Below are 15,552 nucleotides of genomic sequence, written 5' to 3' on the forward strand. Positions count from 1 at the left end.
ACCTTGTCCTCGCACGCGCCCGTCACTATGGTCCGCGCGTCATCGACGAGGGACATTCGGACGTGCTGCACATCTCGACCCGCGGCGAGGCGCCGGCGATCGGCTTTCGCGAGGCGCTGCTCGCCGGGCTCGCCCGCGACGGCGGGCTCTACGTGCCGGAGCGCTGGCCCGCCCTCTCCCGCGAGACGATCGCGGGCTTCGCGGCGCTGCCCTATCACGCGGTCGCCGAGCGCGTGCTCGGCGCGCTCGTCGACGGCGAGATCGCGCGAGAGCCCTTCGCCGAGATGGTGCGCGCCTCCTATGCGGGCTTCCGGCATCCGGCCGTGTGCCCGCTCGTCCAGATCGACGACAACCTCTTCGTGCTCGAGCTCTTCCACGGTCCGACGCTCGCGTTCAAGGACGTGGCGATGCAGCTCCTCGGCCGCCTGATGGACCACGTGCTCGCCGCGCGGGGCGAGCGCGCGACGATCGTCGGCGCGACCTCGGGCGATACCGGCTCGGCGGCGGTCGAGGCCTTTCGCGGCTTGGCCAATGTCGACGTCTTCATCCTCTATCCGCACGGGCGGGTGTCGGAGGTGCAGCGGCGGCAGATGACCACCGTGCCCGACGAGAACGTCCACGCGATCGCCATCGACGGCACCTTCGACGACGCGCAGGCGATCGTGAAGGGCATGTTCAATCATGCGCGCTTCCGCGACGACGTGCGCCTGTCGGGGGTCAATTCGATCAATTGGGCGCGGGTCGCGGCGCAGGCGGTCTATTACTTCACCGCGGGCGTGTCGCTCGGCGCGCCGCATCGCGCGATCGGCTTCTCGGTGCCCACCGGCAATTTCGGCGACGTGCTGGCCGGCTTCGTCGCCAAGCGGATGGGCCTGCCCGTGGCCGATCTCGTGATCGCGTCGAACGCCAACGACATCCTGCCGCGCACCCTCGAGACCGGCCGCTATTCCGTCACCGGCGTCGTGCCGACGAGTTCGCCCTCGATGGACATCCAGGTGTCCTCCAATTTCGAGCGCCTCCTGTTCGAGGCCTACGATCGCGACGCCGCCGCGATCCGCGCGGCCATGGGCGCGCTCGCACAGGCGAAGGGTTTCTCCATCGCCGACGCCCCGCTCGCCGCGATCCGCTCGGAATTCTCCGCGCGCGCGGTGCCCGAGGACGCGGTCGCCGCCGAGATCCGCGAGACGCATGCGCGCGCGGGCTACCTCCTCGATCCGCACACCGCGATCGGCACGGCGGCGGCGCGCGCGCGGCTCGCCCGCGATCCCGGCACCCCGATGGTCGCGCTGGCGACCGCCCATCCGGCCAAGTTCCCCGACGCGGTCGAGGCGGCCGCCGGCATCCGCCCGGCGCTGCCGCCCCACCTCGCCGATCTCTACGAGCGCGCGGAGCGCGTGACGCGCCTGCCCGCCGATCAGGCCGCGATCGAGCGCTTCGTTCGCGAGCGCGGACGCGTCGCGGGCGCGCGGCCGGCATGAGCGACAAAGCGCGCGCGCCGCTCTATCGCGAGACGCGGCTCGAGAACGGGCTCACGGTGGTGACCGAGACGATGGCCCACGTGGCGACCGTCTCGCTCGGGGTGTGGGTCGGCGCGGGCTCGCGTCACGAGCGGGCGGACGAGCACGGGCTCTCGCACCTCATCGAGCACATGGCCTTCAAGGGCACGGCCCGGCGCTCGGCCAAGGCGATCGCCGAAGACATCGAGAATGTCGGCGGCGACATCAACGCCGCGACGGGCGCCGAATACACCTGCTACACCGCTCGGATGCTCGGCGAGGATTGCGACCTCGCGCTCGACGTGCTCTGCGACATCCTGACGGAGGCGACTTTCGCCGAGGAGGAACTCGTGCGCGAGCGCGGGGTCATCCTCCAGGAGATCGCCGCGGTCGAGGACAACCCGGAAGACCTCGTCGGCGACCTCTTCCTCGAGGCCGCCTATCCGGACGCGGCTCTGGGGCGGCCGATCCTCGGGCGGCCCGAGACCGTCTCCGCCTTCACGCCCGACACGATCCGCGCCTATCTCGCCCGCGAATATCGGCCTGCGCGCATGGTGATCGCGGCCGCGGGCGCCGTCGAGCACGAGCGCGTGGTCGACGCCGCCCACCGCTTCTTCGGCGCGTGGACGAACGCGGACGCGCCCGAGGCGGCGCCCGCGCCCTATCGGGGCGGCGAGGTGCGGCGCGCGCGCAAGCACGAGCAGACGATCGTGATGATCGGCCTGCCGGGCTCGTCCTTCCGCGCGCGCGACTATTACGCGACCCAGCTCTTCACCCAGGCTCTCGGCGGCAGCCTGTCCTCGCGGCTGTGGCAGGAGGTGCGCGAGATCCGCGGCCTCGCCTACAATGTCGACGCCTTCCACTGGGCGTTCTCGGACACGGGGCTGTTCGGCATCGAGGCGGGCGTGGCGCCGAAGGACGCGCGCGCCTTCGTCGACGTCGCGCTCGAGACGCTCGAGGCGGCCGCCTCCGAGCTGACGCCGGTCGAGCTCGCCCGCGCCAAGGCGCAGGTGAAGGTGTCGCTGCTCGCCACGCTCGAGACCCCCGCCGGGCGTACCGAGCGGCTCGCCCGGCAGATCCTCGGCTTCGACCGGATCATTCCCGCCCACGATCTCGTCGCCCGTCTCGACGCGGTGAGCCTCGACGAGGTCCGCGCCGCAGGCCGCGCGTTGATGGCGGGCCCCCCGACGCTCGCCGCGATCGGACCGATGGGCAAGCTGCAGAGCAGCGCGGAGATCGCGGGGCGGTTGAAGCGCGGGTGAGGCGGGTCGTCGACCCGTCTTCGGGTTCGCCCATATCGTCGATCCGCTGCGCGATTCACGCGTCGTGATCTGCGCATGGGATCGAGGCAACAACGCGCCGCCGCTCTCCGTCCCCTCCGGGGAAGGTGGCCCGGCGGCGAAGCCGACGGGTCGGATGGGGTTTTTCGCAGCATAGCTGCGAAGGGGCGTCGTCGTAGAGCCCCTTCCGTACGGAGGAGCCCAACGCCCCTTCGCTCCTTCGGAGCGAAAGACCCCATCCGTCTCCGACCCCTGTTCGGGGTCGGAGCCACCTTCCCCTGAGGGGAAGGAGAGCCGGCCGCACCGTTTTCGTCGAACGCATGCACGAACGGGTGGGGGTCGTTGAGGATCGGGCGCCCACGAAAAAAGCCCGGCCTTTCGGCCGGGCTCGTTTCGAGTGACCGCGCGCGGAGCGCCGGGACGAGCCGCTCAGGCGGCCTCTTCCTGGAGATCCTCGCCGTCGCTCTCGGCATCCGCCGCCTCGGCGGCCTTGCCGCGGCGCGGGGACTTGGAGAGGCTCGCCTCGATGAGCTTGAGCGCCTCCGTCTCCGTGATGCGGTTCACCGAGGCGATCTCGCGCACGACGCGGTCGAGGGCCGCCTCGTAGAGCTGGCGCTCGGAATAGGATTGCTCGGGCTGCGCGTCCGACCGGTAGAGGTCGCGCACCACCTCGGCGATGGCGATCAGATCGCCGGAATTGATCTTGGCCTCGTATTCCTGCGCGCGGCGCGACCACATGGTGCGCTTGACGCGGGCGCGGCCGGTCATGGTGTCGAGGGCCTTCTGAACCAGGTCCGGCTCGGCGAGCTTGCGCATGCCCACGCTCGCCGCCTTGGCGGTCGGGACGCGCAGGACCATCTTGTCCTTCTCGAAGCTGACGACGTAGAGTTCGAGCTTGAAGCCGGCGATCTCCTGCTCCTCGATCGCGGTGATCTGACCGACGCCGTGCGCCGGGTACACGATCGCTTCGCCCGCCTTGAAACCCATGGTCTTTCCCGTCTTCTTGGGGGTCGTCATGCGATGAAGGCCTCCTGTTGAGCGCCGCGGTCGCACCGCGACGCTGAAGGCGCCGCCGGAAGGGGTCCGACGGTGCAAAAGCTCGACACCACCGCGGGAAGAACTCCCCGGCGGTGCCCCCTTCAAGTTTCAGCCGAACACGAAATGCGCCCTGTCGACCCCGCCGAGACACGATGAGGATGGCCTCCGGCGAGGTATGCGTGACCGTTTCTCATGATTTTGCTTGTGGCTCACGTGCGAGGATGTCGGCGCGTCGGGCGCGAGCGACGGCAGGCACATACGTACCACAAGCCGACTGATAAATCAAAGAAAAAGGCGAACGCTCCGCCCGCCCCGAAGGTTCCCACGGGCGCGCGCGGCATTGCGCCACCGACGGTCGTCGACGGGCCGACCCGCGCCCGAGCGGAGCGCGAGCGCGATCGCCGGAGCCGGGATCGGGCGAAGGATCAATCGCCGGTGCCGGGCTCCTGGGAGAAGAACTTGTCGAACTTGCCCGCCATGCCGTCGTATTCCTTGGCGTCGGCCGGCGCGTCCTTCTTCTGGGTGATGTTCGGCCACGTCTTCGAGAAGTCCGCATTGACCTTGAGCCATTGCTCGAGGCCCGGCTCGGTGTCCGGCTTGATCGCCTCGGCCGGACATTCCGGCTCGCAGACCCCGCAATCGATGCACTCGTCGGGGTGGATGACGAGCATGTTCTCGCCCTCGTAGAAGCAGTCGACCGGGCACACCTCGACGCAATCCATGTACTTGCACTTGATGCAGTTCTCGGTGACGACGTAGGTCATCGCAAGGCCCCGCTTCCGGCTTGACGTCCGTGGAACGGCTCTAACCCGCCCCGGCGCGCTTTGGCAAGGGGCAAGCGTCGCCGCGCAGGGGCGGCAAACCCATCGCCGCGCGGTAGAATTCGCAACCCAAGCACGCATGCGGCATTTTGACGTCCCTCGCGCGTGCGCGAGAGTTCCGAAATCGGTGCGGAAATCGGCACGACCTCTGCCGATCCGCGCCCCTCACTCGGCCGGCGCCGGCGCGGGCTCCCGCGTCTGCGGCGCAACCCCGCGCCCGTTCCCGAACCGCGCGCGCACGCGGGTCGCGAACGCATGGGCGTCGGCGAGCGCCATCAGCATGGCCGGCGTCACGACGAGGGTGAGGATCGTCGCGAAGCCGAGCCCGAACACGATCGCGGTCGAGAGGTGCACCCACCATTGCGTCGAGGGCGCGCCGATGTCGATCGTGCGCTGGACGAAGTCGATATTGACCCCGAAGGCGATCGCGAGCACCCCGAGCACCGCCGTCACCGCCGTGAGGAGGACCGGCCGGGCGCGTTCGCGGCAGGTCCGCAGGATCGCCTCGCGCGCCGCCCAGCCCTCCGAGCGCAGCCGGTCGTAGGTGTCGATGAGCACGATGTTGTTGTTCACGATCACGCCCGCATTGGCGATGATGCCGATGCCGGTCATCACCACGCCGAAGGACTGGCCCATCACCATGAGGCCGATGAGCACGCCGATCGTCGACATCACCACCGCCGAGAGCGTGATCAGCACGCGGGAGAAGCGGTTGAACTGCGCGAGCAGGATGGCGAAGATCAGGAAGATCGCCGCGCCGAACGCGCTCGACAGGAACGCCGCCGCCTTGTCGCGCTCCTCGTCCTCGCCCTTGAGCCGGTAGCGCACGCCGGGCCCCAGATCGAGCGCGGCGATCCGCGACAGCACGCTCGCCTGAACGGCCGCCGCCTGGGCGCCCTCGGCGATGTTGGCGGTGACGGTCACGACGCGCTGCCCGCCGACCCGGTCGATGCGCCCGACGCGCGGCTCGGGCACCCGCTCGACGAAATTCGCGATCGGCACCGAGCCGAAGGCCGTGTTGACGCGCAGGCCGTCGAGCTCGTCGAGGCTGCGCCGCTCGGGCGGGAAGCGCAGGAGGACGTCGACCGTCGTGTCGGTCTCGATCGGGCGGTACTCGGTGATCTTGAGCCCGTTCGTGACGAGCTGGACCATGTTTCCGACGGTGAGCGCGTTGGCGCCGAAGCGCGCGGCCTCCGCCTTGTCGACGACGAGCGTCCAGTCGACGCCGGGCAACGGCAGGCCGTCGTCGACGTCGACCACCTCCGGATCCGCGCGCAGGAGGTCGGCGATCGTCGTCGCGGCGGGGAAGAGCAGGCGCGGGTCGGCGGCGGTGATCTCGAGCGTGATCGGCTTGCCGGTCGGCGGCCCCGCCGGCGGCTTCGTCACCTCGAACAGCGCGCCGGGAATGTCGGCGGTCGCCGCGCGGATGTCGGCCATGATCTGCGTCGCCGAGCGGCGCTCCCGCCAATCGACGAACTCGAACTGAACGGTGCCGATCGTGTCCTGCGTCACCTCCTCCGAGCCGCGCGCGCCCTGGCCCACGCGGGCATAGACGGTCTCGATCTCGGGCATGCCGAGGATGCGCTCCTCGGCGAGCCGCACGAGCGCGTCCTTCTCCGCGACCGAGAGATTGCCGCGCGCGCGCACCTGGACGAGCGCCGTCTCCGGCTCGACGTCGGGGAAGAACTCGACGCCGTTGTTGTTCGCCCCGTAGGTCTGCACCACCGAGACGAGGAGCGCCGCCGCCACGACGAGCGTCACCACCGGATGGCGCGTCACGAGCCGGATCAGTGCCATGTAGGGCCCCGTCTGCGGCAGCTCGCCATGCGTCTCCTTCGGCGGGCGCGCGAGCAGCGCGCCGAGGGTGGGCGTGAAGATGAGCGCGATCACGAGCGAGGCGGTGAGCGTCGCGATCAGCGTGATCGGCATGTATTTCATGAACTCGCCGACGATGCCCGGCCAGAACAGCAGCGGCGAGAAGGCGGCGATGCGCGTCGCGGTCGAGGCGACCACGGGCCCGGCCATGCGCTTGGCGGCGAGGGAATACGCCTCCTTGGCCGGCATGCCCTCGGCCATGCGCCGCTCGGCGAATTCCGAGACGATGATCGCGTCGTCGACGAGCATGCCGACGGCGAGGATCAGCGAGAACAGGACGACGATGTTGACGGTCAGCCCGCCGAGATGCAGCGCGAGGATGCCCGCGAGGAAGGCGCCGGGGATCGCGATGCCGATGAACAGAGAGGCGCGCGCGCCGAGCGTCCACAACATGATCACGACGACGAGGAGCACCGCCGTGACGACGCTGTTCTCGAGCTCGTGGAGCATCGTGCGGATGTCGCGGCTCTTGTCCTGGCTGAAGGTCACCTCGAGCCCGGCGGGCCAGGTCTCCTGGAGGCGCGCCACGGTCTCCTTCACGGCGTCGACCGTCTCGATCAGGTTCGCCCCGGTGCGCTTGGAGACCTCGAGCACGATCGCGGGCTTGCCGTTGATGCGGGTGATCGAATCCGGATCCTTGAAGGTCGGGCGCACCTCGGCGACGTCGCGCAGGCGCACGGTCGCGCTGCCGCTCGCCGCGACGGGGAAGTTCAGGATGTCTTCGGGCGTCTCGATGAGGGCCGGCACCTTCACCGAGAAGCGCCCCGTCTCGCCCTCGAGCGCGCCGGCCGCGACGAGCGAATTGCCCGCCTGGAAGGCGCCGATCACGTCGTCGAGATCGAGCCCGTAGGAGCGCAGCAGCATCGGCTCGGCGATGATCTCGACCACCTCGTCGCGCGCCCCGCGCATCTCCGCGCGCAGGACGCCCGGCGTCTGCTCGATCGCGGTGCGCGCGTCGCGGGCGAGCCGCAGGAGCGTGCGCTCGGGCAGATCGCCGCCGAGCGAGACGACGAGCACGGGGAAGAGCGAGAGGTTGACCTCCTCGACCTTGGGCTCGTCGGCGTCGCGCGGCAGCTCGCCCTTGGCGTTGTCCACCCGCGCCCGCACGTCCTGGAGCGCCTGATCGCCGTCGAAACCGGCCTCGAACTCGAGGAGCACGTAGGCGCCGCCCTCGTAGGCGGCCGAGCGCATCTCCTTGACGTTCTCGACCGCCTTCAGCTGCGTCTCGAGCGGACGCAGGATCAGGCGCTCGGCGTCCTCGGGCGAGATGCCGCGCTGGCCGACGCTGACGTAGATCAGCGGGATCTGGACGTCCGGTTCGGCCTCCTTGGGGATCTGCTGGTAGGCGACGAAGCCCGCGAGCAGGAGGAAGGCCAGCACCGACAAGGTCAGGCGCCAATGCGAGATCGCGGTATCGACGATGCGACCCATGGCGGGCCTCCTCCGGAGAAGTCAGAGCTCAGCGGCGGGCGGCGATCGCCATCGGGACGGGCGCGACGCGCTGGCCGTCGACGACGAAATCCTGGCCCTGCACGATCACCGCGGCGCCGTGCGGCAGTCCCGAGACGAAGATCGTCTCGCGCCCGTCCTCGACGAGATCGACCGGCACGAAGGCGACATGGTCGGTGTCGTCGACGATGCGCAGGCCGAGCAGGCCCTCGCTCGAGAAGGTGAGCGCCGAGCGCGGCACGGGCGCCGCCGGCACCGCCGCGAGCCGCAGCCGCGCCTCCGCGGTGACGCCGTCGGGAATGGCGTTGTCCGCGTTGTCGATGCCGATCTCGACGCGGTAGGTGCGGGTGCCCTCGCTCGCGCGGCTCGACACGAAGCGCACCTCGCCGGTCGCGGTCTGGCCGGTGACGAGCCGCACCTGCGCCTCGTCGCCGACGCGCACGCCGCCGAGCTGGCGCTCGGCGATCTCGACGACGACGAGCATCGGATCGAGCGAGATCACCTCCGCGACGAGGTCGCCGACCTGCAGCGCCTGGCCGATCTCGGCGGGCACGGCGTCGACGATGCCGGAGATCGGCGCGCGCACGACCGAGCGGTCGCGCTCCGCCTGCGCCTGGGCGAGGGCGGCCTCGGCGGCGCGCAGATCGGCCTCGATCCCGCTGCGCTCGAGAGCGGGCAGCGTGCCGTTCTCGATGAGCCGAAGCCGCGCCTGCGCCTGTTCGCGGGCCTGTTCGAGCCGGGCGGTGGCCTGCGAGACCTGCGCCTCGCGGGCCTCGTCGGAGAGGACGGCGATCACGTCGCCCGTCTCCACGCGCACGCCGCGGCGCACAGCGAGCTCGACGACGGTGCCGGAGGCCCGCGTCGTCGCCTGCGCGCGACGATCCGCGCGCGTCTGGCCCGACAGCGTGACGGTGCGGGCGTGCTCGCGCGGCTCGGCGCGGGCGACGGCGACGGCGAAGGGCGGGCGCGCCTCCACGGCGGGGGCGGGGGCCGGCTCCGCCTCGGGCGCCGACCCGCCGATCACGTGGCCGGAGGCGATCCAGCCGACCGCCGCGACGACGATCAGGACCGAGACGATACGGGACGCGATCATGGTGCGACCTCGGAGTGGGACGCATCCGCGTGCGTCTGTTCGGGGGAGGGGGAAGCGGAGGCGGGAGCGGCGTGGACCGCGCCGCGCAGGATCGCGCCGATCAGGGCGAGCGCGCGCGAGACCTCGCCCTCGACGTCGAAGCGGGGATCGAGCGCACGGCGCAGATAGAGCCCGTCGGCCACCGTCATCACCATGCGCGCCATGGTCTCGGGCGGCAGGGTGGTGGCGATCGCGCCGCGCGCCTGCGCCCGGCCGAAGGCCTCGATCATGCGCCCGAGCATCTCGCACTCGAAGGCGGCGCAATGGGCGGCGACCTCCGGGTTGCGGGTCGCCTCCGCCCAGATCTCGAGGCAGACGATCGCGCGCTCGCGCGGCTCCTCGCGGAAATATTTCTCGCCGATCCGGCGGAAGGCCGCGAGGAAGTCGTCCGCATGTTCGAGGGCGCCGAAATCGGCGGCGGCGGAGGCGCGGTCGCGCTCGCTCAGACCCGCGATCACGGCGTCCTTCGAGGCGAAGTAACGGTAGAGGTTGCCCACCGACATGCCGGCCTCGCTCGCGATGTCCTGCATCGTCGTGCGATGGAAGCCGGCGCGCGCGAAGCAGGCCTGCGCGGCGTCGAGGATCTCGAGCCGGCGGTCGATCGAAGGCGCTTGCGGGGGCGCTTGTCCGTCCATCGTGGCTTCGACTCCGAGAGGGGGTGAGTGAACGCTCATTCACCTTGAGTGAACGGGCGTTCATTTGCGCCATGGCCGCGCCCGAGTCAACCCCCTCTTGCGGGCGCGATGAGAATTTTTGCTGCGGCGCGACGAGATTCTCTTGCCCGCCCCCCGCGCCGGAACGAACGTGGCGTCCGTGCGTCCATCAGCGGGGGATCGTTCCCCATCGCAGACGAGACCAGGAGGACCATCATGAAGAGACATGCGACGGCCGTCTGGCAGGGTGCGCTCAAGGACGGCGCTGGCACCCTCGACACGCAGAGCGGGGCGCTCGCGCGCCTGCCCTATTCGTTCAAGGCGCGCTTCGAGGACGAAAGCGGCCGCTCGGGCACCAATCCGGAGGAGCTGATCGGTGCGGCCCATGCGGGCTGCTTCGCGATGCAGCTCTCGCATTTCCTCGCCGAGAACGGCACCCCGGCGACGCGGCTCGAAGCGAAGGCCGAGGTCGAGCTCGTGCCCGGCACCGGCATCGTCGCGAGCCGCCTCGCCCTCGTCGGCGAGGTGCCCGGGATCGACGAGGCGACCTTCCGCGCGCTCGCCGACAAGGCGAAGGCCGGCTGCCCGGTCTCGAAGGCGCTCGGCGCGATCGAGATCACGCTCGACGCCCGCCTCGCCTAAGCCGCGCGGGGGAGACGCTCACGGCGTCTCCTCGATCACCGCCGCGACGGGGCGTCGGGCGGCGGGGGCGATCGCGGGGCCGCGGCCGATGCGCATCAGGAGCTGAGGCAGCCCCGCTTCGCCGATCGCCTCGGCGAGGCGGGGGCGCAGCGCGTCGACTTCGACGGGCTGGTTGAGATAGGCCGCCGTGAGCCCCGCCGCCGCGACCTCGAGGAGGACGTCGAGATGGGCCGCGCCGGCGGCGAGCCAGTCGCGGGGCGTGTCGCCAGGCGTCGAGAAGGCGAGGAGGGCGGGGGAGCCCGCGGCGATCGCCTCGTCCTTCGCGCCGATGCCCTCGCCCATGTCGAAGGTGCGGATGACGAGGCCGCCGACGGACGAGAGCACGTCCGGCATACCGAAGGCCGCGCCCGAGAGCCCGTCGCCGGTGCGGCGCGGATGCACCCAGGCGGCGAGCTCGCGGCGGAAGGAGGGGTCGGCGAATTGCGCGCGGTCGCCCTCGGCGACGAGGGCCGCGACGGCGCGTTTCGCGGCGGCGTCCTCGAGGATCGCGAGCGCCACCCCCCGCGCTTCTGCGAGGGCGCGCATCCGCTCGGCGAGCCCGTCCGGCAACGGCGCGTCGGCGAAGGCGCGGCGCGTCGTGCGCCGCAGGCCGATCGCCGCGAGGCGCTTCGCGTCCTCGGCATCGGGTGCGTGCGACGGGCCGAAGCCGATGCGCGCGAACAGGTCCGGGTCGTCCGCGTCCGGCAGGAGCGCGATCTCCCCCGCATGCCCGAGCGCCCGCAAGGCCGCCTCCAGACAGGCGATCGCGGCGCCGCAGGAGATCGCGAGCGCCCGGTCGTGCGGATCGACGACGGGGAGGCAGCGGGTGCGGTCGGCGCGCACCTCGAGCCGATCGCCGGCGATGCGGAAGATCCAGGGCTGCGTGTTGTGACCAGACGGCGCCAGGATGGCGTAGCCGACGAGAAAGCGCCAACGCGCGGCCGGCGGGGCGGTGCGCGGGTAGTCGGCGGCATCGATCGACCAGGGGGCGAGGGCGTCCGAATTCATGGGGGCTCTCCGGATGCTGGACGAGCCGATGATGCGCGATCCGGCCGAGCGGCGCCTTGACGATTCGCAAGGAGCATCCCTCCCCGTAGGGGAGGGTGGCCTCGCGAGCGAAGCGAGAGAGGTCGGGTGGGGCACGACGCTTGAAGGAAGATCTCCACCCGGGCCCCACCCGACCCCTTCGCTCCGCTCAGGGGCCACCCTCCCATACGGGGAGGGAACGACGACCCCTCAGATGATCGCCTTTCGCACCTTCGCCGACACCCATTCCGAGACGATCACGGTGGCGAGGATCACGATGAAGATCACCGTCACCTCCGACCAGGCGAGGCGGCCGAGGGAGGATTGCAGCTGAAGGCCGATGCCGCCGGCGCCGACGAGGCCGAGGATCGTCGATTCGCGGATGTTGATGTCCCAGCGGAAGACCGAGATCCCGGCGAAGGCGGGCAGCACCTGGGGAACGATCGCGTAGTCGATCACCTGCGCGCCGCCCGCCCCAGTCGCGCGCACGGCCTCGACTTGAGATTCGTCGATCTCCTCGATCGCCTCGTAGAGGAGCTTGCCGATGAAGCCGATCGAGCGCAGCGCGATGGCGAGGATGCCGGCCAGAATGCCCGGGCCGAGGATCGCGACGAGGAGGAGCGCCCAGATCAGCGAGTTGATCGAGCGCGAGGCCACGATGACGAGGAGCGCGACCGGGCGCACGAACGCGGCCGATGGCGTCGTGTTGCGCGCGGCCAGGAACGCGACCGGCACCGCGATCAGGATGCCGAGCAGCGTGCCGAGCGTCGCCATGTTGAGCGTGTCCCAGAGCGGCACCCAGAGCCGATCGAGGACCGACCAGCGCGGCGGCCAGGAGCGCGACAGGAGGTCGGCCGCCTGGCGCGGCGCGTCCTGCACGAAGAACCAGATCGTGTCCTGCGTCATCACCTGGAAGCAGAACACGGTCAGCGCCACGAGCGCGAGCCAGCCCGCGAAGGCCGCGAATTGCCGGGGGCTCGTGCGGCGGGTCCAGATCTTCTTGTCGTCGGCGAGGGTTCTGACGGGCATCACTGGATCCGCTTGCGAAGCGCGCTCGAGACGTATTCGGAGGCGAGCACGACGAGGATGATCAGGATGAGGATCGCCGCGGCGGTGTCGTATTCGTAGCGATCCATGGCGACGTTGAGCGTCGCGCCGATGCCGCCCGCGCCGACGATGCCGATCACCGCCGATTCGCGGAAATTGATGTCGAGCCGGTACATCGACAGGCCGACGAGGCGCGGCATCACCTGCGGCTGGATGCCGTAATTGAGCACCTGCCACCAGGAGGCGCCCGTCGCGCGCATGGCTTCCGCCTGCGCCTCGTCGATGTCCTCGATGTCCTCGGCGAGGAGCTTGCCCATGAAGCCGATCGTCGCGAAGGCGAGCGTCAGGAAGCCGGCGAAGGGGCCGAAGCCGAACATCGCCACGAACAGGATCGCGACGATGATCTCCTGGAAGGAGCGCGAGACGGCTATGATCGCCCGGCAGACCATGTAGATCGGCATCGGCGCGATGTTGCGCGCAGCCCCGATCCCGATCGGGATCGACAGGATCACGCCCGCGACCGTCGAGGTGAGCGTCATCGTCAGGCTCTCGACGAAGCCGTTGTAGATGTCGCGCGAGCGGGAGGTGAAGTCCGGCTGCAGGAAGGATTGGACGAAGCGCGCGCCGCGATCGAGCCCCTCGACGACGCGTGTCCAGTTCACGTCGAGGCCGCCGATGGCCAACACCAGATAGAGGAGGCAGCCGCCATAGACGAGGACGCGAATCCAGAAGCTCTGGATGAAGAGCGGCGGGCGCTTCCAGCGGCGGCCGGGGCGCGGCCCGGCTGAGGCGAGGGCGGGCGCGTCGCTCATGCCGCACCCGCCTTGGCGCGCTCGCGAGCCTGATAGGCGGCGACCGCCGCGGCGTCCTCGGCCGCGTCCGCGTGCTCCTTCTGCATCGCGTTCCAGTCCTCGGAGCCGTAGATGCGGGTGAGCGCCTCGTCGTCGAGGGTCTCGGGCGGGCCGTCGAAGACGATCTCGCCGGCGCGCAGGCCGACGATGCGGTCGACGAACATCTTGGCCAGCAGCACGTCGTGAATGTTGATGATCGCCGGCAGCCCGCGCTCGCGGCAGATCTCGGTGATGAGCCGCATGATCTGGCGCGAGGTCTTGGGATCGAGCGAGGCGGTCGGCTCGTCGACGAGGAGGAGCTCGGGGTCCTGCTCGAGCGCGCGGGCGATGCCGACCCGCTGGCGTTGCCCGCCCGAGAGCGCGTCGGCGCGCTTGTCGACATGGTCGGTCAGCCCCACGCGGTCGAGGAGCGCGAAGGCCTTGTCGACGTCCGCTTGCGGGTAGCGGCGCAGGAAGGAGCGCCAGAACGGCACGTAGCCGAGCCGGCCGGAGAGCACGTTCTCCATCACGGTGAGGCGCTCGACGAGGGCGTATTCCTGGAAGATCATGCCGATGCGCCGCCGCAGGCGCCGCAGCTCCGAGCGGCCGGCGCCCGTCAGCTCCTTCTCGCCGAGGAAGACCTTGCCCGCGCTCGGCTCGACGAGCCGGTTGACGCAGCGGATCAGCGTCGACTTGCCGGCGCCGGAGGGCCCGATCAGGCCCACGACCTGGCCGGCGGGCACGGTGAAGGAGACGTCGGTCAAGGCTCGGTCGCCCGTCTTGTAGCGCTTGGTGAGGCCTTCCAGTCGCAACATGCGTGCGCTCCCGTGGGGTGATTGAATAGATCTACGCGACGACACCGCCGCTCGCCGAGGGGAGCTTTCGCGACGGCAAGAGCCCCTCCGCCCGTCATTCCGGGGCGCGAAGCGAGCCCGGAACCCAGACTCCAGACGTCCGCTCGAGCGCGCATGCCGCGCTCGTTCCACCACGCTGATGCAGTCGACCCCGGAGGGACGCAGCCTATAGGCTGCTCATCCAAGCGTCGTGGTTCTGGGTTCCGGGCTCGCTTCGCGCCCCGGAATGACGACGTGGAGATTGCCCGTCGAGAATGCCTGACGCGCCGCGGCGTGCTGGCCGCGGCGCGTGGGGATCGCGCGATCCTCAATTGCAGGTGTATTGCACGTCCATGGCGGCGTCGATCTGCCGGACCACCGCCCAGTGCTCCTGGAACGTGATCGGCACGAACTGCGCCTCGCCCGAGCGCGAGAACTCCTCCTGGAGGGAGGTGCCTTCCCAATCGAACGAGAAGAACGCCTCGCGCACCTTCTCCTGCAGGTCGGGATGCAGGTTGAAGACGGTGCCGTAGCCGGTGGTGGGGAAGGTCTGCGAGGTGTAGATCGTGACGATCTGCTCGGGCTGCACCACGCCGCGATCCTTCATGCGGCGCATGACCGAGTTCGCGATCGCGGCCGCGTCGTAGTCGCGGTTGGCGACGCCGAGAATCGAATTGTCGTGGGCGCCCGAGAAGGCCGGGGTGAAGTCGCGGCCGGCGACGAGGCCGAATTCGTCCTCGAGCAGCGCCGACGGCGCCTTGAAGCCGGAATTCGAGGTCTCGGAGGTGAAGGCGAGCGTGCGCCCGCGCAGATCCTCGAGCGTCTCGATGCCCGAGCCCGGATGGGTGATGATCTCCATCTCGTAGCCGAAGGAGCCGTCCTCGCGCGCCATCATGGCGAAGGGCCGGAAGCCGGCGCAGGCGACCGCCAGCGGGTTCGAGCCGGTGTTGAAGCCCGCGACGTGCAGGCGCCCGGCGCGCATCGCCTCGAGCTGGGCTGCGTTCGACTGGACGGGGAAGAACTGCACGCGCCGCCCGGTGACCTCCTCCATGTGCTCGAGGAAGGGACGCCACACCTCGGCATAGACGGCGGGGTCCTCGACCGGCGTATAGGCGAAGATCAGCGTCGCCGGGTCGACCCATTGGGACGGATCGGTCGGGATGTCGGCGATCATGTCGCCGTCGTTGTCGACGAAACGGCTGTCGAGGGGGAAGCTCTCGGCCTGCGCGAGCGCGGGCGCGAGGCTGATCACGGCCGCGGCGGCCAGAATGCGAAACGACATCGTCGCGATCTCCCTTGGTTGATCTCGATATGGGCCCGATGGCGCGCGTTGCGCTCCCGGCCGCAGGTCGCCGCCTAACAAGCCCACGTAACAGAGCGATGACGCCGCG

At 70.4% G+C, this 15,552-nt stretch carries 13 protein-coding genes; 3 read left to right on the forward strand and 10 right to left on the reverse strand.

From position 1 onward, the window contains the following. Nucleotides 1–62 precede the first annotated feature (62 nt). Nucleotides 63–1,478 carry a threonine synthase gene (thrC, locus tag ACK4UM_RS00090; RefSeq protein WP_409793858.1) on the forward strand — a complete coding sequence of 472 codons (1,416 nt, stop codon included), beginning with the start codon at nucleotides 63–65 and terminating at the stop codon, nucleotides 1,476–1,478. Next, on the forward strand, nucleotides 1,475–2,758 hold the full coding sequence (locus ACK4UM_RS00095) for a M16 family metallopeptidase (protein ID WP_409793861.1): 1,284 nt from the start codon (nucleotides 1,475–1,477) through the stop codon (nucleotides 2,756–2,758). The genes thrC and ACK4UM_RS00095 overlap by 4 nt, the downstream gene beginning before the upstream one ends. 447 nt (nucleotides 2,759–3,205) lie before the next feature. Here ACK4UM_RS00095 and ACK4UM_RS00100 read toward each other — a convergent pair whose 3' ends face one another. The 5 genes from ACK4UM_RS00100 to ACK4UM_RS00120 all read right to left on the reverse strand — a co-directional run bounded on the left by ACK4UM_RS00100 (nucleotide 3,206) and on the right by ACK4UM_RS00120 (nucleotide 9,726). Further along, nucleotides 3,206–3,793: a CarD family transcriptional regulator gene (locus ACK4UM_RS00100; protein ID WP_409793864.1), complete on the reverse strand. Its 588-nt coding sequence runs from the start codon at nucleotides 3,791–3,793 to the stop codon at nucleotides 3,206–3,208. A gap of 446 nt (nucleotides 3,794–4,239) precedes the next feature. Then, complete coding sequence (gene fdxA / locus ACK4UM_RS00105) at nucleotides 4,240–4,578, reverse strand: ferredoxin FdxA (protein WP_409793867.1); 339 nt, start codon at nucleotides 4,576–4,578, stop codon at nucleotides 4,240–4,242. Between the two features lie 222 nt (nucleotides 4,579–4,800). Beyond that, entirely contained in the window at nucleotides 4,801–7,941 is a 3,141-nt protein-coding gene (locus tag ACK4UM_RS00110) for an efflux RND transporter permease subunit (protein WP_409793869.1), read from the reverse strand. Between the two features lie 28 nt (nucleotides 7,942–7,969). Then, nucleotides 7,970–9,052: an efflux RND transporter periplasmic adaptor subunit gene (locus tag ACK4UM_RS00115; RefSeq protein WP_409793872.1), complete on the reverse strand. Its 1,083-nt coding sequence runs from the start codon at nucleotides 9,050–9,052 to the stop codon at nucleotides 7,970–7,972. Beyond that, nucleotides 9,049–9,726, reverse strand: coding sequence for a TetR/AcrR family transcriptional regulator (locus tag ACK4UM_RS00120; protein WP_409793874.1), 678 nt, complete (start codon nucleotides 9,724–9,726; stop codon nucleotides 9,049–9,051). The genes ACK4UM_RS00115 and ACK4UM_RS00120 overlap by 4 nt, the downstream gene beginning before the upstream one ends. Nucleotides 9,727–9,960: 234 nt before the next feature. Here ACK4UM_RS00120 and ACK4UM_RS00125 point away from each other — a divergent pair, with 234 nt between their 5' ends. Further along, nucleotides 9,961–10,386, forward strand: a complete 426-nt coding sequence (locus ACK4UM_RS00125) for an OsmC family protein (RefSeq protein ID WP_409793877.1) — start codon at nucleotides 9,961–9,963, stop codon at nucleotides 10,384–10,386. A gap of 18 nt (nucleotides 10,387–10,404) precedes the next feature. Here the strand turns inward: ACK4UM_RS00125 and ACK4UM_RS00130 are convergent, their stop codons facing one another. From ACK4UM_RS00130 to phnD, 5 genes are all read right to left on the reverse strand, one after another. After that, nucleotides 10,405–11,433 carry an Acg family FMN-binding oxidoreductase gene (locus ACK4UM_RS00130; protein WP_409793880.1) on the reverse strand — a complete coding sequence of 343 codons (1,029 nt, stop codon included), beginning with the start codon at nucleotides 11,431–11,433 and terminating at the stop codon, nucleotides 10,405–10,407. 228 nt (nucleotides 11,434–11,661) lie between these two features. Next, entirely contained in the window at nucleotides 11,662–12,480 is an 819-nt protein-coding gene (phnE, locus tag ACK4UM_RS00135; protein ID WP_409793882.1) for a phosphonate ABC transporter, permease protein PhnE, read from the reverse strand. Then, nucleotides 12,480–13,310 (reverse strand): phosphonate ABC transporter, permease protein PhnE, encoded by an 831-nt coding sequence (gene phnE, locus ACK4UM_RS00140; RefSeq protein ID WP_409793884.1) that lies wholly within the window; start codon nucleotides 13,308–13,310, stop codon nucleotides 12,480–12,482. Before phnE (ACK4UM_RS00140) ends, phnE (ACK4UM_RS00135) begins: the two co-directional genes overlap by 1 nt. Then, on the reverse strand, nucleotides 13,307–14,143 hold the full coding sequence (phnC, locus tag ACK4UM_RS00145) for a phosphonate ABC transporter ATP-binding protein (protein WP_409793886.1): 837 nt from the start codon (nucleotides 14,141–14,143) through the stop codon (nucleotides 13,307–13,309). Before phnC ends, phnE (ACK4UM_RS00140) begins: the two co-directional genes overlap by 4 nt. A 346-nt stretch (nucleotides 14,144–14,489) precedes the next feature. Then, nucleotides 14,490–15,443 carry a phosphate/phosphite/phosphonate ABC transporter substrate-binding protein gene (gene phnD / locus ACK4UM_RS00150; RefSeq protein WP_409793889.1) on the reverse strand — a complete coding sequence of 318 codons (954 nt, stop codon included), beginning with the start codon at nucleotides 15,441–15,443 and terminating at the stop codon, nucleotides 14,490–14,492. Nucleotides 15,444–15,552 lie beyond the last annotated feature (109 nt).

Source organism: Salinarimonas sp., from assembly GCF_046292825.1.
GTDB lineage: Bacteria > Pseudomonadota > Alphaproteobacteria > Rhizobiales > Beijerinckiaceae > Salinarimonas.